At 37.9% G+C, this 25,245-nt stretch carries 32 protein-coding genes, 2 tRNA genes and 2 rRNA genes (1 of these 36 running past the window's edge); 8 read left to right on the top strand and 28 right to left on the bottom strand.

What is annotated here, in order from left to right:
- From flgN (COB47_RS12765) to COB47_RS04520, 10 genes are all read right to left on the bottom strand, one after another.
- Positions 1-198 (bottom strand): flagellar export chaperone FlgN, encoded by a 198-nt coding sequence (gene flgN / locus COB47_RS12765; protein ID WP_272941044.1) that lies wholly within the window; start codon positions 196-198, stop codon positions 1-3.
- A gap of 50 nt (positions 199-248) precedes the next feature.
- On the bottom strand, positions 249-503 hold the full coding sequence (gene flgN, locus COB47_RS12760) for a flagellar export chaperone FlgN (protein WP_013290217.1): 255 nt from the start codon (positions 501-503) through the stop codon (positions 249-251).
- Between the two features lie 79 nt (positions 504-582).
- A complete protein-coding gene (gene flgM, locus COB47_RS04555) occupies positions 583-870 on the bottom strand; it encodes a flagellar biosynthesis anti-sigma factor FlgM (protein WP_013290216.1) in 288 nt (95 codons plus the stop codon).
- Positions 871-963: 93 nt separating this feature from the next.
- Positions 964-1,404 (bottom strand): TIGR03826 family flagellar region protein, encoded by a 441-nt coding sequence (locus COB47_RS04550; protein ID WP_013290215.1) that lies wholly within the window; start codon positions 1,402-1,404, stop codon positions 964-966.
- A 37-nt stretch (positions 1,405-1,441) separates the two neighbouring features.
- Positions 1,442-2,137: a ComF family protein gene (locus tag COB47_RS04545; RefSeq protein ID WP_013290214.1), complete on the bottom strand. Its 696-nt coding sequence runs from the start codon at positions 2,135-2,137 to the stop codon at positions 1,442-1,444.
- Between the two features lie 104 nt (positions 2,138-2,241).
- Positions 2,242-2,964: a SigF/SigG family RNA polymerase sporulation sigma factor gene (locus COB47_RS04540; RefSeq protein ID WP_013290213.1), complete on the bottom strand. Its 723-nt coding sequence runs from the start codon at positions 2,962-2,964 to the stop codon at positions 2,242-2,244.
- Positions 2,961-3,395: an anti-sigma F factor gene (gene spoIIAB / locus COB47_RS04535; RefSeq protein ID WP_013290212.1), complete on the bottom strand. Its 435-nt coding sequence runs from the start codon at positions 3,393-3,395 to the stop codon at positions 2,961-2,963. The genes COB47_RS04540 and spoIIAB overlap by 4 nt, the downstream gene beginning before the upstream one ends.
- A gap of 52 nt (positions 3,396-3,447) precedes the next feature.
- Positions 3,448-3,777, bottom strand: a complete 330-nt coding sequence (locus COB47_RS04530; protein ID WP_013290211.1) for an anti-sigma factor antagonist — start codon at positions 3,775-3,777, stop codon at positions 3,448-3,450.
- 167 nt (positions 3,778-3,944) lie between these two features.
- Positions 3,945-4,018: transfer RNA gene (locus COB47_RS04525), tRNA-Gly, on the bottom strand.
- A 76-nt stretch (positions 4,019-4,094) separates the two neighbouring features.
- Positions 4,095-4,682, bottom strand: coding sequence for a YdcF family protein (locus COB47_RS04520; protein WP_013290210.1), 588 nt, complete (start codon positions 4,680-4,682; stop codon positions 4,095-4,097).
- Between the two features lie 125 nt (positions 4,683-4,807).
- Between COB47_RS04520 and COB47_RS04515 the strand changes: the two genes are divergently transcribed.
- Positions 4,808-4,884: transfer RNA gene (locus tag COB47_RS04515), tRNA-Val, on the top strand.
- Between the two features lie 10 nt (positions 4,885-4,894).
- Here the strand turns inward: COB47_RS04515 and truA are convergent.
- From truA to COB47_RS04495, 4 genes are read right to left on the bottom strand one after another with little or no spacing between them, the layout of a single operon-like run.
- Complete coding sequence (gene truA / locus COB47_RS04510) at positions 4,895-5,629, bottom strand: tRNA pseudouridine(38-40) synthase TruA (protein WP_013290209.1); 735 nt, start codon at positions 5,627-5,629, stop codon at positions 4,895-4,897.
- A gap of 5 nt (positions 5,630-5,634) precedes the next feature.
- Positions 5,635-6,423 (bottom strand): energy-coupling factor transporter transmembrane component T family protein, encoded by a 789-nt coding sequence (locus COB47_RS04505; RefSeq protein WP_013290208.1) that lies wholly within the window; start codon positions 6,421-6,423, stop codon positions 5,635-5,637.
- Entirely contained in the window at positions 6,423-7,295 is an 873-nt protein-coding gene (locus COB47_RS04500; RefSeq protein WP_013290207.1) for an energy-coupling factor transporter ATPase, read from the bottom strand. The genes COB47_RS04505 and COB47_RS04500 overlap by 1 nt, the downstream gene beginning before the upstream one ends.
- The gene (locus tag COB47_RS04495; protein WP_013290206.1) at positions 7,280-8,116 is read right to left on the bottom strand and encodes an energy-coupling factor transporter ATPase; all 837 of its coding nucleotides are present in this window, start codon (positions 8,114-8,116) and stop codon (positions 7,280-7,282) included. The genes COB47_RS04500 and COB47_RS04495 overlap by 16 nt, the downstream gene beginning before the upstream one ends.
- Positions 8,117-8,264: 148 nt before the next feature.
- On the opposite strand from COB47_RS04495, the gene COB47_RS04490 reads away from it, so the two are divergent.
- Positions 8,265-8,444, top strand: coding sequence for a hypothetical protein (locus tag COB47_RS04490; protein ID WP_013290205.1), 180 nt, complete (start codon positions 8,265-8,267; stop codon positions 8,442-8,444).
- A gap of 60 nt (positions 8,445-8,504) precedes the next feature.
- Here COB47_RS04490 and trpA read toward each other — a convergent pair whose 3' ends face one another.
- From trpA to COB47_RS04430, 12 genes are all read right to left on the bottom strand, one after another.
- Positions 8,505-9,275 carry a tryptophan synthase subunit alpha gene (gene trpA / locus COB47_RS04485; RefSeq protein ID WP_013290204.1) on the bottom strand — a complete coding sequence of 257 codons (771 nt, stop codon included), beginning with the start codon at positions 9,273-9,275 and terminating at the stop codon, positions 8,505-8,507.
- Positions 9,272-10,453 carry a tryptophan synthase subunit beta gene (trpB, locus tag COB47_RS04480; RefSeq protein WP_013290203.1) on the bottom strand — a complete coding sequence of 394 codons (1,182 nt, stop codon included), beginning with the start codon at positions 10,451-10,453 and terminating at the stop codon, positions 9,272-9,274. The genes trpA and trpB overlap by 4 nt, the downstream gene beginning before the upstream one ends.
- Complete coding sequence (locus COB47_RS04475; protein WP_013290202.1) at positions 10,446-11,060, bottom strand: phosphoribosylanthranilate isomerase; 615 nt, start codon at positions 11,058-11,060, stop codon at positions 10,446-10,448. The genes trpB and COB47_RS04475 overlap by 8 nt, the downstream gene beginning before the upstream one ends.
- Positions 11,057-11,839, bottom strand: coding sequence for an indole-3-glycerol phosphate synthase TrpC (gene trpC, locus COB47_RS04470; RefSeq protein WP_013290201.1), 783 nt, complete (start codon positions 11,837-11,839; stop codon positions 11,057-11,059). Before trpC ends, COB47_RS04475 begins: the two co-directional genes overlap by 4 nt.
- Before the next feature lie 6 nt (positions 11,840-11,845).
- A complete protein-coding gene (trpD, locus tag COB47_RS04465) occupies positions 11,846-12,856 on the bottom strand; it encodes an anthranilate phosphoribosyltransferase (protein ID WP_013290200.1) in 1,011 nt (336 codons plus the stop codon).
- Positions 12,837-13,448 carry an anthranilate synthase component II gene (locus COB47_RS04460; RefSeq protein WP_013290199.1) on the bottom strand — a complete coding sequence of 204 codons (612 nt, stop codon included), beginning with the start codon at positions 13,446-13,448 and terminating at the stop codon, positions 12,837-12,839. Before COB47_RS04460 ends, trpD begins: the two co-directional genes overlap by 20 nt.
- Entirely contained in the window at positions 13,429-14,799 is a 1,371-nt protein-coding gene (locus COB47_RS04455) for an anthranilate synthase component I family protein (RefSeq protein WP_013290198.1), read from the bottom strand. Before COB47_RS04455 ends, COB47_RS04460 begins: the two co-directional genes overlap by 20 nt.
- Positions 14,800-14,979: 180 nt before the next feature.
- Positions 14,980-16,044: an aminopeptidase P family protein gene (locus COB47_RS04450; protein WP_013290197.1), complete on the bottom strand. Its 1,065-nt coding sequence runs from the start codon at positions 16,042-16,044 to the stop codon at positions 14,980-14,982.
- Positions 16,045-16,095: 51 nt separating this feature from the next.
- Positions 16,096-16,533 carry a type II 3-dehydroquinate dehydratase gene (gene aroQ, locus COB47_RS04445; protein WP_013290196.1) on the bottom strand — a complete coding sequence of 146 codons (438 nt, stop codon included), beginning with the start codon at positions 16,531-16,533 and terminating at the stop codon, positions 16,096-16,098.
- 9 nt (positions 16,534-16,542) lie between these two features.
- Positions 16,543-17,403: a TIM barrel protein gene (locus COB47_RS04440; protein ID WP_013290195.1), complete on the bottom strand. Its 861-nt coding sequence runs from the start codon at positions 17,401-17,403 to the stop codon at positions 16,543-16,545.
- The gene (locus COB47_RS04435; RefSeq protein WP_013290194.1) at positions 17,400-17,918 is read right to left on the bottom strand and encodes a shikimate kinase; all 519 of its coding nucleotides are present in this window, start codon (positions 17,916-17,918) and stop codon (positions 17,400-17,402) included. The genes COB47_RS04440 and COB47_RS04435 overlap by 4 nt, the downstream gene beginning before the upstream one ends.
- Before the next feature lie 129 nt (positions 17,919-18,047).
- On the bottom strand, positions 18,048-18,896 hold the full coding sequence (locus COB47_RS04430) for a hypothetical protein (protein ID WP_013290193.1): 849 nt from the start codon (positions 18,894-18,896) through the stop codon (positions 18,048-18,050).
- Positions 18,897-19,071: 175 nt separating this feature from the next.
- Here COB47_RS04430 and sigY point away from each other — a divergent pair, with 175 nt between their 5' ends.
- From sigY to COB47_RS04400, 6 genes are read left to right on the top strand one after another with little or no spacing between them, the layout of a single operon-like run.
- Positions 19,072-19,623 (top strand): RNA polymerase sigma factor SigY, encoded by a 552-nt coding sequence (gene sigY / locus COB47_RS04425; protein ID WP_013290192.1) that lies wholly within the window; start codon positions 19,072-19,074, stop codon positions 19,621-19,623.
- Positions 19,604-20,005 carry a hypothetical protein gene (locus COB47_RS04420; protein WP_013290191.1) on the top strand — a complete coding sequence of 134 codons (402 nt, stop codon included), beginning with the start codon at positions 19,604-19,606 and terminating at the stop codon, positions 20,003-20,005. The genes sigY and COB47_RS04420 overlap by 20 nt, the downstream gene beginning before the upstream one ends.
- A 4-nt stretch (positions 20,006-20,009) precedes the next feature.
- A complete protein-coding gene (locus COB47_RS04415; protein WP_013290190.1) occupies positions 20,010-20,297 on the top strand; it encodes a hypothetical protein in 288 nt (95 codons plus the stop codon).
- A gap of 25 nt (positions 20,298-20,322) precedes the next feature.
- Positions 20,323-20,529: a PLD nuclease N-terminal domain-containing protein gene (locus COB47_RS04410; protein WP_013290189.1), complete on the top strand. Its 207-nt coding sequence runs from the start codon at positions 20,323-20,325 to the stop codon at positions 20,527-20,529.
- A complete protein-coding gene (locus tag COB47_RS04405; protein ID WP_013290188.1) occupies positions 20,522-21,460 on the top strand; it encodes an ABC transporter ATP-binding protein in 939 nt (312 codons plus the stop codon). The genes COB47_RS04410 and COB47_RS04405 overlap by 8 nt, the downstream gene beginning before the upstream one ends.
- Complete coding sequence (locus tag COB47_RS04400; RefSeq protein WP_013290187.1) at positions 21,447-22,205, top strand: ABC transporter permease; 759 nt, start codon at positions 21,447-21,449, stop codon at positions 22,203-22,205. Before COB47_RS04405 ends, COB47_RS04400 begins: the two co-directional genes overlap by 14 nt.
- Before the next feature lie 96 nt (positions 22,206-22,301).
- Here COB47_RS04400 and rrf read toward each other — a convergent pair.
- Positions 22,302-22,418, bottom strand: a 5S ribosomal RNA gene (rrf, locus tag COB47_RS04395).
- A gap of 74 nt (positions 22,419-22,492) precedes the next feature.
- Positions 22,493-25,245, bottom strand: a 23S ribosomal RNA gene (locus COB47_RS04390) (it continues 195 nt past the right edge of the window).

The following is a 25,245-nucleotide window of genomic DNA, read 5'->3' as shown; positions in this document are numbered from 1 at the left end:
CTACAGCTTAACATCAAAAAGGTTTTTCTTTTGCGCACTTGTTTGCCCATCCTTTTGATATGTAGTGTTGTCCGAAAAATACGATGAAATTACATTTGTCATAAAATCTATATACTCAAGCGCACTTGAAACTAAAAAAGCGTTAAGGTCATTTGCTTTTTTAAGCTTAAAAATAATTTCGCCAAGTTTTGCTTTCAAATCATTTATCTTTCGCCATTCATTAGGTGTGGCGATGAATGCAAGGTCATTTAGATTGGCAATAGCAATATTTTTTCTTTTGACAAGGCATCTAAAATTTCCTGTCTTTCTCTTTCAAGCTTGCTGATTGTCTCTGCCTCTTTTTTCTCCTGATTTGAAAGTTCAATCAGGCCTGAAAGATTGTTTTCTACAATGTATTTTGTTTTTTCATTACTGAGGTTCAACACCTTTTCAAACACCTTATATTCTTCTTCTAAAAGTTCAATTATTTTTTTACATAATTCATTTTCCTGCTTCCTTCCCACTCTTTAATATAAAAAACTACTGACTGACACCTACAAATAAACATTAAGGCTGCTATCAATTTAAAAGCAGCCAGAAAACTTACTCACTCTTTTTTGAAACTTTGTATTCTCTTATTAGCTTTTCAACAACATCTCTGCCAGATATATTGTATATGCCAGAGTCAATCTTCTTTTTTATTTCATTTACCTTCTCTTCACGAACGTCAGGTGTGAGCTTTATTGCATTCAAAATTGCCTGAAAATCTCTTGCTTCGCTTGATATTTCAATCTTGTCAGTAAAAATTCTTTCTTTCTTTTTTTCTACTTTAGATGTGTTTGCAGTCTGTGTGTAAATCTGAAATATTCTCATCCTATCTTCTATTCTCATTTTATATCCCTGCCCTAACCTTTCCAAAGCTTCTTCTAAAGTATATATCGTGAGAAATTCAAAAAAGTTTAACAAATTTATATCATTAAATTTTCATCTATCATCATTCTCTTCAATGTCCTTTGAAAGATACCTGTAACCTGCTTCTTTTCTTTTAGCAAACTCTTCATTTTTCTTTTTAGTCTCTTGAAGTTTTTTGTCGTCAAGATAGCTCAAAAACCTTGCCCCAACTTCTCTTTTGCACTCATCGCAAAGCCTTCCTGTCTTAATTGCTTTCCCACACCTTTCACACTCTAAAATAATATTGCTCTCACCGACAATCTCAAGCCTTTCTTCCTTTAAAAACCTTAAAATCTTTTCAGGTGACACGCCTGTTGCGTTTGACACCTCTGGCAAGGTTGCACCAGGATGGTCATAAAGATACTCTTTCACTTTTTTGAAATCCTCTTCCTCCTCTTTTCTGCACTGAGGGCAGATAGGACTTCCGTCGTAAATATAAATTTTACCACATCTTCGACAGTTTCTGACATCCATATTTTAAAACCCCCTTCTAAAATTTTAAATTGGCACTTTACCTTGTAAACTTTGTTATCGCAAGAACAGAGACAAAAACGCATTTTACACCATTTTCAAGCAAAACTGTTGAACACTCATTTGCTGTTGCACCTGTTGTGAAGATGTCGTCAACAAGAATAACCTTTTTGCCTTTTATAATATTTTCATACCCTTTTTTAAGCTTAATTTTACCCTTTATCTCTCTTTGCCTTTCCTGGCGTGAAAGGTTATAAAAAGGTTTTGTATAACCTACTCTTGTAAGAAGGTCAATCGTTGGAATTTTAAGTATCTTCCCGATATTTTTTGCAAGCAAAAAGGAATGGTTAAAACCCCTTTGCAAATATCTATCACGACTTGTTGGCACAAAGGTTATTATATCGGCATTTATATTGGCTTCAAGAATCTTTTTAACCATAAGCCTTGAGAAGGTTATTGCATTTTGATAAAAACCTCTGTACTTGAAAAGATGAACTCCTTTTCGCACTACCCCTTCATAGTAGAATACTGGAAAAACTCTTTCAAATGCAAAGTTTTCTCTAAGACAAGAAGGACAAAACGGCAAAGCAGTATCACCAATAGGTATTCCGCATTTTTGACACGCATTGCCTGAAATAAACCTTATATTTTTCTTACAATCCTCGCACGGGCTTTTGCCAAGTTTGCCGCAAAATGCACACCTCGGCGGGAAGAAAAATTCAATTAGTTTTTCCATTGAAGTCTTTAAAAATTAAATAGGGAATTTTACTTATATTAAATCACAAAAGGGAAAAAATTTCTATATAAAAATAAAAGACACGCTTTCTCAATCACAGCGTGTCAAACAAACTCCCTTTTTATCCTCTCCAAAGCTCTTTTTTCAATCCTTGATACATGTACCTGGGAGATATTGAGCTGTTTTGCAATCTCAGATTGTGTTTTGTTTTTAAAGTAGCGCATAAATATTATGTAGCGTTCCCGTCCTTTTAATTTCTTAAGCCCTTCTTTTAGTGCCATCAAATCCAAAAGTTTTGTTGAATAATCTTCTTCGTCAGATGCAAGGTCCATAAGAGTTATAGGCTTCCCTTCTTCTTGATTTATAACCTCACTCAACGACGCAACTTCTGACGACGCATCCATACAAAGCAAAATCTCTTCACTTGAAAGTCCTGTCAACTGTGAAATTTCTGAAATTGTTGGTTCTCTCCCATTGTCTGATACAAACTGGTTTCTCAGTTTCTTTATTTTACTCTGATTTTCTTTTATCTTTCGTGAAACCTTTATCCTGCCATCATCACGCAAATACCTTTTTATCTCACCAATTATCATAGGAACAGCATATGTTGAAAACCTTACATTAAACGACGGGTCAAACCTGTCAACAGCCTTTATAAGCCCTATGCAACCTATCTGGAACAAATCCTCAAGCTCTACTCCTTTTGCTGCAAACTTTTTTACAACACTCCACACAAGCGCAAGATTACTTTCTATCAGCTGCTGGCGTGCAACTTTATCGCCGTTTTTAGCCTTACTTATCAATTCCTCCTGGGAAGCCTTGCTCAATTTTCTACACCCTCGCTCTTTCGTTTTTTAATAGCTTTAAGCATCTTGACACATGTACCTTTACCAACCTCTGATGTAATCTCAAGCTTATCCATGAATGTTTCCATCACAGTAAATCCCATGCCAGAGCGCTCCTGATCAGGTTTTGTTGTAAAGAGTGGTTGCCGAGCAAGTTCAACATCTTCAATTCCTTTACCAAAGTCAATTACTTCAATCTCAACAACATAATTTTCATAAATCTTTCCTTTTATTATTATTTCCCCAATTTTATCCTCATATGCATGAATTATTGAATTTGTTACAGCTTCAGATACAGCAGTTTTTATTTCGGTAATTTCATCCAGAGTCGGGTCAAGCTGGGCAACAAACGCAGCAACAGCAACTCTTGCAAATGATTCGTTTTGAGCTTTTGACGGAATTTTTAGTTCCATATAATTCAAAACCTTCATTGTTAAAAATTCACACCCTTTCAATTCTTTTAATTTAACTCAATGCCTCTTCAATAGTTGTATATTTCTTTATCAGCTTTTCTATTCCACAAGTTGATAAAAGCTTGTTGATATAGTTTGAGTTGCAAACAAGAACAAGTTCTTTTGCAAATGCTTTTGCTGTTTTAAACCTTCCTACAAGAAAACCAACACCTGATGAGTCCATAAACGAAAGCTCTGAAATGTCTATTACAACCTTTTGAACTTCTGGACTTACAATTTTCATATCAAATCTGAGTCGGTATCTGTCTGCATTGTACTGGTCAAGCTCACCTTTTATCTTTAAAATCAGTGTTCCTTCCATAATGATTGCTTCAAAATCCATTTTATTGCACCTCGATTTGAAAGTTATATTATTTCTAATTCTATATTACCCTAAAAAACCCTTCAGTATTTTATGTAATATTTTGTCGAAATAGAATATTTTGTTTTTAAATAGAAAACAAAAAACCCTCACCAGCTTATTTGCTGGTGAGGGTATTATATTCTTTTTGGAGCGGGTGATGGGAATCGAACCCACGCTGCCAGCTTGGAAGGCTGGTGTTCTACCATTGAACTACACCCGCTCATTTTTCCCCTTTGCACAGTGAATATTATAATACCTAATTTTTTAGTTGTCAATAGTTATTTGGTCGAGAAAAATCAGAAGGGCTTAAGAGTTTTGAAAATTTCGTACCATAAAGCCATAATTTCACGTATAAAACCTTTGTATTCTTCATATGAATACTGCTGTACATATACACCCGAAACTGATGCATTTATTTTCAGTTTTTTAGCAATCAAATACGCTCTTTCCAGATGAAACATGTTTGAAACTATTATAGCACTCTTAAAACCTCTTCTGTTCATAATCCTTTTTACATTGAGAAGATTTTCATACGTCGAAAAAGATCTATCTTCCTTTAAAATAAACTCAGGCAAAACTCCTTTACCTATAAGATACCTCTTTCCTGCCTCAGCTTCAGAAATGTTTTCACCCGCACCTTTTGCACCACAGACAATTATGTACCTTGCATAGTCTTTTTTATAAAGTTCAAAAGCTTTGTTAAGTCTTTCTCGAAAAAACGGACTTGGGAAATTGCCATAAACTGCACAGCCCAAAACAATTATACAGTCTGACTTTTTAGGTTTTGCAGAAATGCCAAAAACGATTATTGATGCTTCTGTAATTACAAATATAAAAATTAGAATAACCATGCTGTAGAGTAAAATTCTCGAAAACTTTCTCATTTAACGTACTCCCTGTTACCTTATTTATATTTTCCTTTATGTTCAACGGTAGCCTTTATTTGATACTTGCATTTTACAAAATATATGTTATAATACATATTGCAAAAAGTAAATAGTTAAGTGGTGGGGATATAGCTCAGTTGGTTAGAGCGCTTGCTTGACATGCAAGAGGTCATAGGTTCGAGTCCTATTATCCCCACCATTTATTTTTGTCAATAAGCCACATCCACAAGATAAAGCCCCCAGGGTGGCAAGGTCTTTCCTGCCAGGGTTCTATCTTTGCTCTCTATTATAAGCGGAATATCCATTGGTTTTAATTTTCCTGCTCCCACATCCAAGATTGTCCCTGCAATAATCCTTGCCATGTTGTAAAGAAAACCATTGGCTGTTAAATATATGGCAATACACTCATTTTCAAATGTCAAATATGCATTGTATATCCTCCTTACGGTTGTTTTTGACTCAGAATCAACAGAACAAAAACTTTTAAAGTCGTACTCTCCTATAAAATATTCACACGCTCTTTGCATAGCGTCAACATCAAGCTCGTATGGATAATAATACGCATAGTTTCTCAAAAGCGCAGGACGACTTTTTTTGTTATAAATGAGATACTTATAAGTCTTCTGCTTTGCACTGTATCGCGCAGAAAAATCTAAAGACACTTCAATTGCGTCTTTTACAGATATATCGCCAGGCAGCACAGAATTTAAAGCAAGAGGAAACTTGTCTGTTGGTATTTTGCTACTTGTTTTAAAATTAGCTTTTTGATTCAAAGCATGAACACCTCTGTCTGTCCTTCCAGAACCAATCAAGTTTACCTCTTCACCTGTCAACTTTTTTATAGCCTCTTCAATTGTTCCCTGAATGGTCTTTTTATTGGGCTGTTTTTGCCACCCAAAATATCCTGTTCCATCATATTCTATGGTCAAGAGAATGTTTCTCAAGTCTTTCACCTCACAACAATTGCAAGTATGATTAAAATACCACATACAACAAACGAAATATAGTCAGAAAGTCTAAACTCAAGTTTTTTGAGCTTTGTACGACCTTCTGACCCTCTGTAACAACGCGCTTCCATCGCAATTGCAAGCTCATCTGCTCTTTTGAAAGCTGAAATAAAAAGTGGAATTAAAAGCGGCAAAAGTGATTTTGCTTTTTTTATTAATCCTCCTGTTTCAAAGTCCGCACCCCTTGACATTTGAGCCTTCATAATCTTGTCTGCCTCTTCGTAGATGGTTGGTATAAACCTTAAGGCAATTGACATCATCATAGAAATTTCATGAACAGGAAATTTCACCTTTTTTAGAGGTTTTAATAACACTTCCAGAGCATCTGTTATTTCAATTGGCGATGTTGTTAGAGTAAGGAGGCTTGTTGCAAAAATGAGCAACAAAAGCCGTATTACCAAAAAAACAGAAAGTATTATTCCTTTGTCGGTTATAACAAGCCCTGATATCTTTATTAGAGGCTTTCCCTGGGTCATAAAGAGATTAAAAACTACTGTTATAAGTATAAATACAAATACAGGTTTTGTTCCGCGCAAAAGTATAAGCGGGTTTGTTTGCGAAAGAAAAATCCATAAAAGTATAAAAGCAAATAAAAATATATATCCATAAAAATTGTTTACTACAAATATTGAAATACAAAAAAAGAAGAGAACTATCACCTTCGTTCTCGGGTCAAGCCTGTGAACAAAAGAGTCTTTCTTGATATATTGTCCAATTACAAAATCAACCATCAGAATCCATCACCTTCTTCTACAAATGGCAAGTGTAGGTTTTTTACAATCATATCAGCAACTTTTTCAATACTATATTCAAATTTATCAATTTTAAAACCCTTGAGTTTTAACCTGTGCTGAAGATAAAGAATGTCAGGCGGTAAAAGTCCACTTTTTTCAAGAAGTTCTACATTCTCGAAAGCCTGATGTTTTGACCCGTCAAAATTAATTTTTCCTTTGCTCAGAATAATAACCCTTTCGCAGAGCATTGCAACATCTTCTAAGCTATGAGATATCAAAATTATAGTCTTCTTTGCTTCTTTGTGAAGCCTTTCTATGATATTAAAAATTCTTTTCCGACCACGCATATCAAGCCCGGCTGTTGGCTCATCAAGAATTAAGCACTCGGGGTCCATTGCAAGTATCCCTGCTATTGCAACCCTTCGTTTCTGCCCACCAGAAAGCTCAAACGGCGACTTTTCTAAAAGTTGATGAGGTATTTCCAAAAGGTCGCAAACCTCTTTTACCTTTCTTTTTATTTCTTCTTCAGAAAATCCAAGGTTTTGAGGACCAAACGCTATATCTTTGTAAACAGTCTCTTCAAACAACTGATATTCAGGGTATTGAAACACAAGCCCTACCTTTTTTCGAATCTCTTTTACCTTTTTTTTGTCTCTTGTATTTATACCATCGACAAAAACATCACCTATTTGCGGAACTAAAAGCCCGTTCATTAGCTGAACCAAAGTAGATTTGCCTGAACCAGTTTTGCCAATAATTCCTATAAACTCACCTTTTGTTATCGAAAGGTTTATATTTTCAAGCGCTTTTTTTTCAAATGGTGTTTTGTAGCCATATATGAACTCTACATTTTTCATTTCAATGAACATAAAAATCTCTCCATTTCGTCAACTGACCAGATTTCCTTATTTGTTTTTACACCTCTTTTTTTGAGCTCAATTGAGAGTTTTAAAATTTGCGGCATGTCAAAGCCCATATCATAAAACCAGTCAAGCTTTAAAAGCTCAAGCGAAGGTCCATCAAACTTTATATGTCCTTTATCCAGCACAATGCTTCTTTGGCTCAAGAGCATCTCATCGACATTGTGTGTAACCAAAATAATTGTCTTTTTCTCTTCCTTGTTTAACCTTTCTATAGTTGAAATTACTTCTTTTCTTCCCTTTGGATCAAGCATGGATGTTGGTTCATCAAGTATTATGCAATCTGGCTTCATCGCCAGAACACCAGCAATTGCAACCCTCTGTTTTTGTCCACCAGACAGTTTGTACGTAGGATGGTTTTTGTACTCCATCATCTCAACAGCCAAAAGTGCACTATCAACAGCTTTTCTTATCTTTTCTCTCGGCATTCCTAAGTTTTCAGGCCCAAATGCAACATCTTCTTCAACAATCGATGCAACAAGCTGGTTGTCAGGGTTTTGAAATATATATCCACACTTTCTTCTGATATCCCAGATTTTTTCTGTATCTTTTGTGTTCATACCATCTACAATTACGTAACCTTTTTCTGGAATTAAAAGACCGTTTATTAGTTTTGCAAGGGTTGATTTGCCAGAACCATTCAGTCCCAATATCGCAACAAATTCTCCTCTTTCTATCTTAAGATTTATATCAATCAAAGCTGGTGTTCTTGTCCCATCAGAGCTTACATACGAAAAGCTCACATTTTTAAACTCTATAAAAGCGCTCATTTTACTTTTCTCCTTTTTGCCAAACTATATTTAATTATAGCAAATATTTTGGGATTTAAATATACATGTATTTTTGAAGTATCCCTGCATACATCGAACATATTAACGAAAAAGAGGGTATAATATATATTGGAAGGGGGGATTTGAAATGTTTTCTCCCAGGTGTGACATCTATTTTGATTACAACTTGATAAATTTAAAAGAATTCAACCTGCCAGTTGAACTTGAGAATCTTGAAGCAGAAGAGTTTTCAAAAATTGAGGAGACACCAAAGAAAATCAGTCGGCTTTTGAAAGAAAGTGAAAATACGGAGGCTTCTGTAAACTGAAGCGTAGCACGGTAGGAAGGTGAAAATATAAAAAGGGGATGTTTTCGCATCCCCTTAAATTTATTTGTCTTTTAGACTTTCTGAGATTTCTTTCAAAAAATCTTCAAGTTTGTCTTTTCCTTCATCTATCTTTGTGATTATTGCGCTTCCAATAACAATACCATCTGCAAGGTCTTTAAATTTCTCAACATCTTCTTTACTCTTTATACCAAATCCAACTGCCAAAGGTGTTGAGGTAACGGTTTTTAGTTCTTTTAGAAAAGTAAAAATCCTATCATCAATCTGCCCTTTAAAGCCTGTCACACCTTTTCTTGAAACGCAGTACAAAAAACCTTTAGCCTGCTTTGCTATCATCTTAGCTCTATCAAGAGAAGATATTGATACAAGGTCTATATAGACAATACCAAACTTTTCAGCTACTTCTTTGAACTCAAAGCTCTCTTCAAACGAAACATCGGGAATTATCACGCCATCCACACCGCAAGTTTTGCTACTTTCAAAAAATCTATCAATTCCCTTTTTGTAAACTGTGTTTGCATACAGCATTAGCACAACCGGCTTATCTTTTTTAAACTTTTCAATACTTTCAAAAAGGTGGTTCAATTTAACACCTTCACTGAGAGCTTTTCTTGAGGCTTTTTGAATAATCTCACCATCTGCAATAGGGTCAGAAAAAGGAAAACCAATCTCTAAAATGTCTACATATGAATATACAAGCTTTATATAATCAAGTGTCTCTTCAAAAGAGGGATACCCAAACGTAACATAGCCTATGAAGGCTTTTTTTCCCTCTTTTTTTAGCTTTTCAAATCTTTCATCTATTAAATTCATAGCTCATCATCCTTCCAAAGCTCAAGTACTGTATTTATATCCTTATCACCTCTTCCAGAAAGGTTCACAACCACAATGTCACCGGTTTTGAACAGTCCCATCTTTGCCCTTTTAATAACCTCTGCAAGGGCATGGCTCGACTCCAGCGCTGGAATTATCCCTTCAAGCCTTGTGAGCAGCAAAAATGCTTCCACAGCTTCTTTGTCAGTAACCCCTACATACTCAACCCTTCCTGTCTCTTTCAAATATGCATGTTCTGGTCCAACACCCGGGTAGTCAAGCCCTGCTGAGATTGAATGTGTGTTTTGAATTTGCCCTTCCTCATCCTGTAAAATATATGTCTTTGCACCATGCAAGATTCCGACAGACCCACTACATAGCGTCGCAGCCGTTTTGCCTGTATGTATTCCCTCTCCTGCACCCTCAACGCCAATAAGTTTTATCTCATGATCTTCCAAAAACGCTGAAAAGATGCCAATTGCATTAGAACCACCACCAACACATGCAAAGATATAGTCAGGAAGTCTTCCTTCAAGCCTTTTTATCTGCTCTTTTGTCTCTTTCCCGATCACACTTTGAAAGTATTTTACAATTGTTGGGAATGGATGAGGTCCTGCAGCCGTGCCAAAAAGATAAAAGGTGTATTCAAACGTCTCGCTCCAGTCACGCATTGCCTCGTTTATTGCGTCTTTCAAGGTCTTGCTTCCCTTATTAACTACTCTTACCTTGCTGCCAAGCATTTTCATCCTCTGCACGTTATGAAACTGCCTTTTTGCATCTTCTTCACCCATAAATATCTCGCATTCCATCCCAAAAAGAGCAGCAACTGTAGCCGTGGCAACACCGTGCTGACCTGCTCCTGTCTCGGCAATAAGTCTTTTTTTGCCCATATGCTTTGCCAAAAGTGCCTGGCCAATGCAGTTGTTTATTTTATGTGCACCGGTGTGGTTTAGGTCTTCTCTTTTGAGATATATTTTAACTCCAAGATGCTCGCTCAAGTTTTTGGCAAAGTAAAGTGGCGATGGTCTCCCAACATAGTTTTTAAGATAGTACTCATATTCAAGAATAAAATTTTCATCTTTCACAAGCTTGCAAAACTCTTCTTCTATCTCCAAAAGAGCTGGCATAAGAGTTTCCGGTGCATACATTCCACCAAACCTTCCAAAATACCTATCCATTTTTTGTTTCACCAACCTTGTATTTATTTACCTTATCAATAATCTTTTTCATCTTTGTAAAATCCTTAAAACCATCTGTTTCAATTCCTGAACTGATGTCAATCCCAACTGGATTTAGATTTAAGAACTTATCTATATTTTCAGGCGTTATTCCACCTGCAATGATATAATCAAAGTCAGCAAGTTTTGCAAATTCTGTGATATCCAAACTACTGCCTTTAGGTCTGTCAAGAAGCACAAAGTCAGCTATTTCTACATAGCGTTTAGCTCTTTTTATATCTTCCTTAGTTTCAACTTCAATAGCCTTTATAACCCTAAATCCAAGATCTTTCAAATGCTTTATACACTCATAATCTTCTTTGCCGTGCAGCTGCACAAAGTCAAGTTGAAGATAAGTTGCTATTTCTATAACCTCTGATATGTTCTGGTCTTTAAAAACTCCCACTGATTTTATTGAAGGACTCTTTGCCAAAACCATATCTTTTGCAAGGTCCTTTTCAACCTTTCTCGGACTTGGTGCAAATATTAAACCTATCATATCAGGCTGAAGTTTATTGCACATCTCAACATCAACAAGCCTCTTTAGCCCGCAAAACTTTACTATCATATCCTATCACCAATTATTTCAAGCGGATTTTGTGATTTCATAAAAGATGTCCCTATCAAACATCCATCAACACCGAGCATAAGAATATATTCAAAATCTTCTTTTGTTTTAATTCCGCTTTCGCTTATCACAGCAACTTCTTTTGGAATATACTTCAAAAGCCTTTCTGTCTTTGTTATGTCCACCGACAAATCATCCAGGTTTCTGTTGTTGATTCCTATGAGTTTTGCACCACACTTCAAAGCTTTTTCAATTTCGTATTCATTTTCAACCTCAACAAGCGGTACTATGTCAAGAATTTCCAAAATTTTGATGAATATTGTAAGCTGTTTTTCTGACAAAGCTTTCGTAATAAGCAAAGCTGCGTCTGCGCCTATCATCTTTGTCTGGTAAAGCTGCCAGATATCAATGATAAAGTCTTTTCTTAGCACAGGCAGAGATACAGCTTTTTTTACTTCAATCAAGTCTTGTTCCGAACCCTTGAAAAAAAACCTTTCTGTCAAAACTGATATAGCAAAAAACCCTAAATCTTCATACATCTTTGCTATTGCTTTTGCATTGGCCTCCTCTGATATTACACCCTCCGAAGGTGATGCTCTTTTTATTTCACCAATTATACAGAATTTTTCTTTTTTGAATATTCTTTTGAACTTGTTTTCTGAACACTGACTTTTAATCTTTTCAACTGCAAGTTTTTTTATTTTTTCAACAGGTATGAGATTTTTACACTTTTCTACCTCTTCTTTTTTATAGCTCAAGATACGCTCAAGCACACTCATTTCCAGTTACACTCCCGATTTATAAAACTGCTTAAGCTCTTGGAGTTTTAAATAAGCTTCTCTGCTCTCGATTGCTTTTGAGGAAAGCTTAATTCCTTCTTCAACATCTTTTGCAACCTCGCAAATGTAAAGTGCAAATCCACAATTTAAAACAACAGCCCAAAAATAAGGCGACTTTTCTCCCTCAAGCACACTTATTAAAATCCTTGCGTTTTCTTCAGGCGAAAAGCCTCTGATTGAGCTTGTATCAAATTCAATTCCATAGTCTTTTGGGTCAATATAATATTCTTTGATATTGTTGTCTTGTATCTCAAGCACCCTTGTCTTTTGAGAAACTGAGATCTCGTCAAGCCCGTCAAGGCTGTGTATGACAGCGGCTTTCTTTCTCTTGCCTCTTAGCACAGAAGCCACTTTCTCCTGCGCATCAAAGCTGAATGTCCCAACCACTTGATATTTCAGTGGTACAGGGTTCAAAAGCGGACCTAATATGTTAAAAACTGTTCTGATACCAAGCGCTCTTCTTAAATTTGCAACCTTTTTCATGGCAGGATGATACAGCGGTGCAAACAAAAATGCAAAGTTCAGTTTCTCAAGCCCTTTCAAAACTTTATCTTCCTCAGGCTGGATATCTATACCAAGTTTTTCTAAGATGTCGGCTGATCCTGAATTGCTTGTAATACTTCTGTTACCATGTTTTGCTACTTTTACGTCAAAACAGCTAAGAACAATAGCAGCAGCTGTTGAGATGTTAAAAGTGCCTTTTCCATCGCCACCTGTTCCACATGTATCAATTGTTCTTTGGTGGTCAAAGTTAATTTTTCTTGCCCTGTCATAAAAGGCATCAACAAATGCTGAAATCTCTTTTTCTGTTTCACCCTTTGTTTTTAGCGCTGCCAAAAATGCACCAAACTTTATCTCATCAAGTTCTCCTTCCAAGATACTGTCGAGAAGATTTTTTACCTGATCATATTCCAAATCCTTTTTGTTTGTGACAGCCTCAAGCACATCGATGAGCATCTTTTCCCACCCCATCATAGCATATTTCTAAAAAGTTTTGAATAATTGTCTCACCATCAGGAGTCAGGATTGACTCAGGATGAAACTGAATCCCATAGACTCTCAAGCCATCATTTACCAGGGACATGACCTCATCATCTTCGCTCACAGCAGCTATATCAAGCTGTTTCAAAGACGAAGATTTCTCAACCACAAGTGAATGGTACCTTCCTGCAAAAAACCTCTCTGGTACACCTTTAAAAAGTCTGCTTTTCTTTCCGCTTTCAAGTAGGTCAATCCTCGATCTCATTCCATGGTAAATTGTTTTGGCATGAGTAATTCGTGCTCCGAAACACTCTCCAATCACCTGATGACCAAGACACACACCCAAGATCGGAATACTACCAGCAAATGTAATTACAACCTCTTTGCTCACACCTGCATCTTTGGGGCTACCGGGACCTGGAGAAATTATTATGCCAGCCGGATTTAACTTTTTTATTGTATCAACTGTAACCTTGTCGTTTCTGAACACAGCAACCTGTGTTTTGCTTGCAATCATTTGGTAAAGATTGAACGTAAAAGAGTCATAGTTATCTATTAACAATATCATTTTCATCCACCTCCATTATTCTCAAAAACGCTCTGAGTTTGGTCAAACACTCTTGATATTCATTCTCGGGCACTGACAAATTCACAATTCCCGCACCGCTTTGAAGCTTGATAATGCTTTCCTTTTTGTCCTTTACAGCCATTCTTATAGCTATAGCAAGGTCAAACTGGTCTTTGAAGATATACCCGATTGCTCCTCCGTAAAGGTCTCTTCTCTGCCTTTCGTACTTCTCAATCAGCTGCATAGCTCTTATCTTTGGTGCGCCGGTCAGCGTCCCGGCCGGGAAAACAGAAAGTATGGTTTTTGTGAGGCTTTTTTCTTCAAGTTCACCTGTAACAATTGAATATATATGAATGAGATTATAAAGTCTTTTTATTCTCAAGTACTCTTCTACTTTTACAGTTCCGGGTTTTGAAATCCTTCCAAGGTCATTTCGCGCAAGGTCAACAAGCATGACATGTTCACTTATTTCTTTCTTGTCTTTTAGTATCTCAATCTTTTTCTGGGCAATATCATCGCCTTCATTTATCCTGTATGTTCCTGCAATTGGAAATGTTTTTACTGTGTTTCCTTTCTTCTTTATAAGAGTCTCTGGCGAAAAACAAATCACTTGGCTTTCTTCATTGTTTATCACAATGCTGTACTCTGAAGGATTTTTCTCTTTCATTGTGTAAAAAAGATGGCTGGTTAGGATATTGCTCTTGACCAATATTATCTGAGACAGAACAATCTGAAAAATCTCACCATTTCTGATATCCTCTTTTGCCTGCTTGACTGTGCTGATAAAGTACTCTTTTGGAGTTGAAAAAACCACATTGCTCTTTACATCAAACAAAGTTCTTTGATACTTCTTTAAATTTATTGCAGCAGCTTTTTCCAATTCTTTGCTCACCAAAAGAGTTTTCTTTCCTGTAAGTTTATCAATAAGCACATTTTTTCTGTAAACATTTAGAACTATATAAGGACTGTCAGTAGAATATATGTCTTCTAACAGATTTACCGCATGGTAGCTAAACTGACAGGTGATATAAGCATTCTTTTGAATTAGACCTTCCAATATGCTATCAAGCATTGTACAAATATCGCCATAGAAAACTTTTTTAGTACCTTCAGAATCAACCTCGATCCTGTTACGATAGACTGTGACGCACAAAAGCCTATCAAAGCAAAAAGCCACCATTTGGGAATTTTCAAAGAAAAAGAAATCCCCCTCGATTGAATCAAAATCTATATTTGATATGTCAATTGAATCGTTTGAATATTCTTCAAAGAAAGGTATATTGATTCCAATATCATGATAACAAAAAAGCCCCGATGAGCTCTCGGGGCGCACGTTTGCCACCTTTTCCATTTTACAGCTCATCTCCTCTCATCTAATTCTGTTCTCTTCTCATCTCTTCTCAGCTTTTTTAAAAGCTTAAAAAACTTAAAAATATGCTCTTTCTAATCTCTCTAAAACTCTCTCTAAAACCTAAGACTATTCTGTACTTTAAGTATATCAGAAATCTTACTATCTGACAATACCAAATTTTTAAATTACCATCAAATCTTTTGATGACTTTGTTAAAATCTCACATCCACTTCTTTTTATAACTACTATATCTTCTATCCTCACACCACCAAAATCTTCAATATAAATGCCAGGCTCTATTGTGACAACCATATTTTCTTCTAAAACCGTCTCAGATTTTGGTGAAAGTCTTGGAAGTTCGTGAATTTCAAGGCCAACACCATGTCCTAAAGAGTGTCCAAACTTTTCCATATAGCCAAAAGAGCCTATATAGTCGCGGGCAATCTTGTCAACTTCGTTTGCCTTTAAGCCCTCTTTTATAAACTCTTCTGCCTTTTGCTGAGCTTCCTTTACTATATGGTATATCTTTACCATCTGATTTTCTACTTTCCCTACAAATACCGTCCTTGTTATATCAGACATGTAGCCGTCAAAGTTGCATCCAAAGTCAATTGTAACAGTATCGCCAGCTTCAATCTTTTTGTCTGTTGCAACACCGTGTGGCAAAGAGCTTCTTTTGCCGGAGGCAATTATAGGTTCAAACGAAAAACCTTTTGCACCGTTTTTTAATATAAAGTAGCTCAGCTCTGCAACCACGTCGTTTTCTGAAATACCCGGTTTTATGAGTTTTAAAATGTGTGCAAATGCTCTGTCAGCAATCTCAACAGCTTTTTTTATTTTCTCTATCTCTTCATCGTCTTTCACACACCTTAGTTCATCCAAAGAAAATGAAAGTGCATATACCCTGTTTTCAAGCTTTTCTTTCATCTCATTGACAACCGAAAATGGCAGGTGATAACCTTCAATAAAAATCTCTGAAATATTATGTGATACCATCAAGTCTTTTATAGTATCATAAAGTTTTCCTTTGTAGTCGATAACTTCAAATTCAGTTGCTTCTTTTTTTGCCTGCTCGGTATACCTAAAGTCTGTCAAAAGATACTTTGCTCCTTCTCTTGTAATAAGCAGGAAGCTTTCATCGCCTTTGAAATTGCTAAGGTATCTGACATTTTCTTTTTTGGACACAAAAACTGCTTTAATACTCTCATTTCTTTTGAACACTTTCTCGATTCTTGTGCTAATCATTGCCAAAGTTTTGCTCCTTTCTACATTTTAGAATGACAAGTACAGCGCTGATTAGTCTAAAATTTCTTTCAAAGCATAAAGTGCTATTATATAGCTTTTGATGCCAAAACCAGAGATTTGCCCTGTGCAAGCAGGAGCAATCACACTTTTGTGTCTGAACTCCTCTCTTGCATGAATGTTGGAAATGTGCACTTCAATCGTTGGAATGTTTACAGCTTTTATCGCGTCATGGATTGCATAGCTATAATGAGTAAAAGCACCTGGGTTTATTATAATAGCATCAACCTTCTCATTATATGCACTGTGAATTTTGTCTATTATACTGCCTTCATGGTTTGATTGGAAAAACTCAACTTCAAATCCAAGTTCCTGTGCTTTTTGTGAAATAGATTTGAGGACATCTTCGTACGATACGCTGCCATATATATTTTTTTCTCTTATTCCAAGAAGATTAAGATTTGGGCCGTTTATGACCAAGACCTTTTTCATTACAAATACTCACATCCTTTTTTCTAAAGTTTCTTGATAGATCTTTTTCAGAACAAGAGCATCCTCTGCCATGTAGTCTTTTGACTCACAGATTATCACAGGTTCAAGCTTTAACTTGTAAAGAGCCTCTGCCAATGGTTCAAAGTCAGGCTCAAACTGTTTGTCTTCATAGTTCCAATGTTTTTTTTCACCCTGTGATGTGTACTCTATCCTGCTAAAATGGCTGTGAAAGCATTTCATCCTCTCATACCCAAGCTGGTCAATAAATTTTTTGAGTAAATTTTCAAAGTCCTCTTCTGTTTTTAAGCTCCCTCCTTCGAAAGCATTTATGTGTCCAAAATCAATGGTTGGAAGCAGCATCTCGTCCATTTTGCAAATCTCTATTATCTCATCGCTACTGCCAAGATTGTTTTTTTTACCCATTGTCTCTGGGCACAAAAAAATTCCATCTGCCTGCATCTCTTTTACCACATTTACAACTTCCAATATTGCCTTTTTGGCTGTTTCAAAAGCCAAACTCCTTTCTACCTTTGTGCACGAACCAGGATGGAATACAATCCTTTGAGCTTTCATCTCCTTTGCAACTTCTACGCATTCGTAGATGTACTCTTTTGACTTTTGCAGCTTTTCTTCTTCCTGGCTTCCAAAGTTTATATAGTAAGGTGCATGAATGGAGATAAGTATATCATATTTCTGTGCTTCCTGACCGATTTGTCTTGCCTTTTCTTTTGAAATATTCACACCTTTGTTACACTGGTACTCATAAGCAGAAAGCCCTATGCTATTTAACCACTTTGGCGCATCAACGCTTGATTTATAACCAGCATCGTAAAAACTCTGGGAGTTTCCTGCAGGACCAAATCTTATCATCTTTTACTCTCCTTTGCTAAATGAATTGAGATTATCTTTTCTGCTGCAAGCTCTGGAGTAAGTATGTCTGTATTTATTTCAAAATCGCAGTTCTTATAAAATGGCATTCTCATGTTCAAAAGCCTGATGATGTTGCTGAGCTTATCACCATTTTTTAAAAGAGGTCTTGTATCATCGTCTTTTAGCCTTTTGAGAATGCTTTCGGCAGAAGCATACAAAAAATATATTACTCCGTTTTCTCTCAAAAGCTTTACGTTTTCAGGATTTAAAACAACCCCTCCACCTGTTGAGATGACAACATTTTCAAGCTTTGAAACTCTTTCAATTACCATTGTTTCGACCTCTCTGAATTTTTTCTCACCATACACTTCAAATATCTTATCAATTGTCATACCTAACTCTTTTATTACCTCTGAGTCTGTGTCAATAAGCTCTATATCGAGTTTTTCGGCAATTAATTTTCCTATGGTTGTCTTTCCACTTCCCATAAAACCTGTGAGCACAATGTTTTTCATTTTTTGTATCTTTCCTCTTTCATTTAAGTTTTGCTGTGAAAGTTTGTATCTATTATATCATAAATTTTTGCCATTGAAAAAATAAAAGACCATTCTTGTGAATGGCCTCTTTGGTTATTAACTTTTATTTTACTGCCCCTGAGCTTTCTCAATGTCAATGCAGTTTATAAAATCTTTCAACATTGCCCACCCAAGCAGACCTTTTTCGGTCTTGATCATGTACCAATCGTACATCTTGTTATTTTTCTTAGATTGGTCCTTAAACCAGTTAGAAGGATCGCATTGTACTATCTCTATTTTTTCACCCTTTTTTGTGGTTGTGAGCTTAGTTTTCTGTTCCCTGTACGAATATAGCACGAAAGGTTTTTTAACATATGCAAACACCCCAACATAGTAAAGCTCTTGCGGAGAAAACTTTAAAGTTCGCACGCCAGATGCAGTTTGCTCCAAAACGTATCTTTCTTTTTTTACCCAGAAATCCATATTCCTTTCAACAATAACCTCTTTATTCCCATCGATGATTGGTTTTGAATCAGTATTCAGAAGCTCTCTTAAAGTTTTCCCATTGTATTCTAATATAACATACTTTTCGCCTTTATTTGATTTGTAATGAAACAAAACTTCCTTGTATTCATCACCGCTGTCTATATCTACAACATCAGTTCCAATTACCTGCAAAATGTTTTCTTTTGGTTGATAAAGCGCATTGTTTACACTCAGCACATATTTTTTCTGGTTCTTATCAAGCCAAATGCTTACTGTATCTACCTGCGCATCTGAGTTCAAATCTATCTGCTGCTGGAAAACCAATTCTCTCTGGATATTTTGCTTTGCAGATTTTGAAGCTTTTTGAACTGAAGCCGGCAATTTGTTTAAATTTTTAGCGCTTGCTGCCATAAACAAGCTTTCGATAATAAAGGCTATTACTAATGAAATTATAAGTAATATCAGAGCTTTTGTTATTATTCTTTTAAGCATTCTTACTCATCCTTTACATAATGTCTATCCTTCTAATTATAATCATACTGCATCAAAAAAGGGGTATCAATACTGATAAGCAAATTTACAAGATTTTTTAATATTTTTGTAACTAAAATTACTTTGAACCTTTTTACTATCAATAGCGTTTAATTTACAACAGGAGTGATAGAGAGTGGATGAAAAAAGTTTAATAGAAGAGGCAAAGAAAGGAAACAAAGAAGCCCTGTACACGCTCATTGAAAATAACTTAAATATCCTCTCAGGTTTTGTGATGAAGATGACTCAAGATTATCATTTTGCCCAGGATGTTGTTCAAGAAACCCTTTTAAAAGCTATAATGAACATAGATAAGTTCTCACCAGATGCAAAGTTTTCAACATGGCTTATAAAAATCTCTATAAACGTGTACAAGGATTTTTTGAAAAAAAATAAAAGATATGCCTACTTGGATGACTCATACAAAGATTATGTGCAGGACGTAGAACATGTTGCCATATCAAATAGTGAATACAAGGACATCTGTAGCGCTGTTTTGTCACTTGATTATAAATTCAGGGCTGTTTTTATTCTAAAACATTTTTATGGATATAAATACAAAGAAATTGCCAAAATTTTAAACTGTCCTGTCGGGACAGTAAGGTCAAGGCTTCATTTTGCCATAAAGTTTCTGATAAAAGAGCTTGAAAAGAAAGGAGTGCTGGAGAGTGAAAGCAAAGAAGAATGAGAAAATTCAAGATTTAATTATTGATAAATATTACGGAGAGAGAAAAAATGAGGCTTTAGAAAAATCAGATTGTGATAATGCTTTGCTTGAAAAAAAGCTAAAACTTTTAAAGAACAAACTTGAGCCTATGAATAAACTTCCTTTAGTAGAGATAGATATCCAGAAAATCATTGAAAATGCAATAGAGGCAAAAACTAAAAAGCAAGAAAAAGTTAATTTTATATTGTTCTTCCTTTTGAGCTTTTTTGTATTTTTTATTTATATATTGCTAATTAATATCAACGGTTTTGAATTTTTTATAAAGCTTCAGGTTCTTATCGGAACCTTTATTCCTTGGCTTTTAATTCCTGTATCATTGATATTCTCCAAAGGAAAGGTGTGATAAAATGAAGGCTAACAAAAAATTTATACTCTTTCTCGTAACTTCTATTATTTGTGTGAGTTTTTTATTTTTTTTGGTACAGCAGTTTTCTGATGAGAAAATACCACTGGGTCTTTTAATAATTTTATTTACCCTGTTGATGGCTCAGGCTGTATATATATTCTTCGATGCTAAAAACAGTGGCGAAAAATACTACTTCCTCTGGGGGCTATTTGGACTTCTGAACTTCCCCAGCAGTCTTATAATTTACCTTCTTATAACAAGGGTAATTTTAAAAGATAAAAATAGATAAACTTACTGAAAAGGAGTGTTTTGGAATGCTCGGAAATATGGATATGGAAGAAATGCTAAAATTACTTGCACCTGTAATTGTTCTGCAGTTTGCTCTTATGATTTTCTGTCTTGTCAAGTTGAAGAATGACAAAGTTAAATATCTTCCAAAATGGGTATGGGCGCTAATTATAATTATTTTTAATTTTATAGGTCCCATACTTTATCTTTTAATTGGAAGAGAGCGTGATTAGTTTGCTGAAAGTGATAAATCTTCATAAAAGCTTTGGAAATGTAAAAGCTTTAAAAGGCATATCATTTGAAGTAAAACCTGCTACTGTTCATGGCTTTCTTGGACCAAATGGAGCAGGTAAGACAACCACAATGAAAATTCTTTCTGGACTAATTAGTTTTGATAAAGGAACAATCTTATTTGAAAACCTTAATTTTAAAACAAGCAAAAGTGAAATAGTGAGGCAAATTGGATATCTCCCACAAAATCCTACATTCTATGGTTATCTGACACCAGTTGAGTATTTAAGCTTAATAGGACAAATTTGTAATTTTGAAAGTAGAACTATTAAAAAGAGGACTGAAGAAGTTCTTGAGATTGTAAAACTTTCAAACGTTTCTAAAAGAAAAATCTCAACTTTTTCGGGCGGAATGCTTCAAAGACTTGGAATAGCTGTCGCAATATTTAATAGGCCTAAACTATTGCTTCTTGATGAACCAACCGCTTCTTTAGACCCAGAAGGAAGAGCTGAAGTGTTAGAACATATAAAATCTTTGAAAGAAGAAGGAATCACTGTTTTCTTCTCAACACATATATTGAGCGATGTAGAGAGAATATGCGACCATGTCTCTATATTACATGAAGGCAAAGTAATTGTCAGTGACAGTTTAGAAAACCTTCAAAAGCGATACATACGTCCTGTTTTTTGTGTTGAGTTTGAAAGTATCCCTGATAAGCTGGAAGAAAAATTGTCTCAGTTTCCTTATATTCGAAAAATCGATATTGACAACTATGGGAAAGTCTCAATTTATGTTAACAATGTTGAAATAGCAAAAAGAGAGTTAATAAAAGTACTGGCACAGATAGATAAACCCATTTTATCCTTTTATTTAAAAAAGCCCTCGCTGGAAGATATCTTCATAAGGGTGGTAGATAAAAATGATGACATTTAAAGCATATCTTAAAAAAGAATTCCTTGAAGGGATAAGACAGTACAAATACATTGCTCTTGCAACCGGTATAATATTGTTCTCTATATTAGATCCAGTAATGTTAAAGCTCCTTCCATCTTTTGTTAGCAACAAGATTCCTGCCAATTTAATACACCAGCTATTTGAGTTTAAACCCAAAGACGCATTGGCAAATTATATCAAAGATCTTTTCCAGATTGGTACGCTATTTATAATATTCACTGCTGCAGGCAGTATAAATGAGGAAGTATATTCTCAAAAAATAGTTTTTCCTCTTACAAAAGGTGCAAGTAAATCTCAAATTGTTATGGCAAAGTTTCTACATTTTTCTGCTGCAGTTTGCTTGTTCTTGATTGTAGGGTTGTTTTTAGACCAATATTACGCCAATCTTCTTTTTGAAGGACAAAAAATTGCTGTCTCTGACATAGTTCCTGTTTACTTTCTTTTGTGTATTTACTACCTGTTTGTAATTTCGCTCACATTACTTCTTAGCAGCTTTACAAAGAAAAATATCTCAGCTGGAATTTTGGCATGTACAGTTGCATATTCTACTGCTCTACTCTCTCAGTTTGAAAAACTTAAGAAGTTCAGCCCATATAATTTGATTTTGCTTACAAATAATTTTGGCTTACAAGATGCAAAAACAACGCTGGTTATTACCATTCTGCTGACTGTTCTATTTTTAGTGACAACCGTTTTTCGATTTAATAATTTAGAAATAAATTGAGATTCCATTTCTAGTAATTTTTTGGATGCTCCTATCTCAACTCTCTTTTTTATTGCAGATATTGTTAAACATTTAACATATACACAAAAATAAAAAATCCGGCAGCCACCTACTTTCCCGTGCCGTCTCCAGCACAGTATCATCGGCGTTGCGAGGCTTAACTTCCGTGTTCGGAATGGGAACGGGTGTTACCCTCGCTCTTTCGCCACCGGATTTGTTACCTGTATTCATCTTTTCCAGCACATTTTTAAGCAGCCTCGCAAGTGAATAGGAGGAAAGCTTATCTTGCGGTCAAGCTCCTCGGGCCATTAGTACCGCCTTGCTCAACGCCTTACAGCGCTTACACATGCGGCCTATCCACCTGGTAGTCTACCAGGACCCTTACCACCTCATCGGTGTGGGGTATCTCATCTTGGGGTGGGCTTCACGCTTAGATGCTTTCAGCGTTTATCCCATCCGGACTTGGCTTCCCAGCCGTGCACCTGGCGGTACAACTGGTAAACCAGCGGTCCGTCCAACCCGGTCCTCTCGTACTAGGGTCAGCTCCCCTCAAATACCCTGCGCCCGCGGCGGATAAGGACCGAACTGTCTCACGACGTTCTGAACCCAGCTCACGTACCGCTTTAATGGGCGAACAGCCCAACCCTTGGGACCTACTTCAGCCCCAGGATGCGATGAGCCGACATCGAGGTGCCAAACCTCCCCGTCGATGTGGACTCTCGGGGGAGATCAGCCTGTTATCCCCGGGGTAACTTTTATCCGTTGAGCGACGGCTCTCCCACTTGAAAACCGCCGGATCACTAAGCCCGACTTTCGTCCCTGCTCGAGATGTCTCTCTCACAGTCAAGCCACCTTACCGCCTTTGCACTCATACCGCACGATTTCCATCCGTGCTGAGGTGACCTTTGGGCGCCTCCGTTACCTTTTAGGAGGCGACCGCCCCAGTCAAACTGCCCACCTGACAGTGTCCCATCACTCGGTTCAGAGTGTCTGGTTAGTGCTCCAGTGCACCCAGAGTGGTATCCCACCGCCGGCTCCATGGAGGCTGGCGCCCCCACTTCTCCGCCTCCCACCTATCCTGTACAGGGCACACCAAAACACAGTGCCAGGCTGCAGTAAAGCTCCACGGGGTCTTTCTGTCCAACCGCGGGTAACCAGCGTCTTCACTGGTACCACAATTTCGCCGGGCACACCGCCAAGACAGCGCCCAAGTCGTTACGCCATTCGTGCGGGTCGGAACTTACCCGACAAGGAATTTCGCTACCTTAGGACCGTTATAGTTACGGCCGCCGTTCACTGGGGCTTCGGTTCGGAGCTCATCACCCCTCCCTTAACCTTCCAGCACCGGGCAGGCGTCAGCCCCTATACCTCGCCTTTCGGCTTAGCAGAGACCTGTGTTTTTGATAAACAGTCGCTTGGGCCTATTCCCTGCGACCTAAGACCTCTAAAGCCTTAGGCACCCCTTCTCCCGAAGTTACGGGGTCAGTTTGCCGAGTTCCTTAGCGGTGCTTCACCCGTCCGTCTGTGGATCCTCTCCTCGCCCACCTGTGTCGGTTTCCAGTACGGGCACCTGCCTTCGCCTACGCGACGCTTTTCTTGGCAGTGTGAAGCGCAGCACTTCGCCTACTATAATTTCGGCTCCCCATCACGGCTCACGGTTATCGGGTAAGCGGATTTGCCTACTTACCCCCGCTCGCCGCTTGGCCGGGGTAGACCAACTCCCCGGTTGCCTGCTCCTCCTGCGTCCCGCCTCGTAGGATATCCTCCGGCAGGTGGCTCAGGATTATCAACCTGATACCCATCAGCTACGCCTTTCGGCCTCGCCTTAGGCCCCGGCTAACTCTGGGCGGATTCGCCTTCCCCAGAAACCCTTGGGCTTCCGACGGGCAGGCTTCCCACCTGCCTCGCGCTACTTATTCCGGCATTCTCACTTCTGCCTCGTCCACCCTGGCTTCCGCCTTGGGCTTCGCCCTACCGCAGAACGCTCCCCTACCGCTGCAGCTTCCGCTGCAACCCGATGCTTCGGTGTGTGGCTTCAGCCCCGAGTATTTTCGGCGCCCAGCCGCTCGACCAGTGAGCTGTTACGCACTCTTTAAAGGAATGGCTGCTTCTAAGCCAACCTCCTGGTTGTCTTCGCGGCTGAACATCCTTCTCACACTTAGCCACATCTTCGGGACCTTAGCAGTCGGTCTGGGCTGTTCCCCTCTCGACCACGGACCTTATCGCTCGTGGTCTGACTCCCAAGCTTATCACCGCCAGCATTCGGAGTTTGATAGGGTTCGGTAACGTTTTTGCGCCCCTAGCCCAATCAGTGCTCTACCTCCAGCGGCTACTCGCTTGAGGCTAGCCCTAAAGCTATTTCGGGGAGAACCAGCTATCTCCGGGTTCGATTGGAATTTCTCCACTACCCTCAGCTCATCCGACGCCTTTTCAACGACGACCGGTTCGGGCCTCCATGTGGTCTCACCCACACTTCACCCTGGCCAAGGGTAGATCACCCGGTTTCGGGTCTACTTACGCATACTTTCGCCCTATTCAGACTCGGTTTCCCTGCGGCTCCAGCGCTCTCTCGCGCCTTAGCCTCGCATGCGTAAGTAACTCGCCGGACCGTTCTTCAATAAGTACGACGTCAGGAACTCTCGCCCCCTCCGTCTGCTTGTAGGCACAGGGTTTCAGGCTCTATTTCACTCCCCTCCCGGGGTTCTTTTCACCTTTCCCTCACGGTACTCGTCCACTATCGGTCACCGGTAGTATTTAGCCTTGGAGGGTGGTCCCCCCTGCTTCACACCAGCTTCCACGGCACTGGTGCTACTCAGGATCAGAAGCACCACTCTACTACGCTTTTCGCCTACGGGGCTATCACCCTCTACGGCTGGCCTTCCCAGACCATTCGGCTAAGCGCCTCAAGTGGCCCTGCGCTTCCGTCCTACAACCCCACCGCAAACTTTCGCTTGCGATGGTTTGGGCTCCTCCCCTTTCGCTCGCCGCTACTCAGGGAATCTCTTTTTGATTTCTTTTCCTCGGGGTACTAAGATGTTTC

Origin of the sequence: Caldicellulosiruptor obsidiansis OB47 (assembly GCF_000145215.1) — a bacterium.
Classification (GTDB): domain Bacteria; phylum Bacillota; class Thermoanaerobacteria; order Caldicellulosiruptorales; family Caldicellulosiruptoraceae; genus Caldicellulosiruptor; species Caldicellulosiruptor obsidiansis.
Note: the sequence above shows the minus strand (reverse complement) of the source record. Positions and strands in the feature narration are given on the sequence as shown.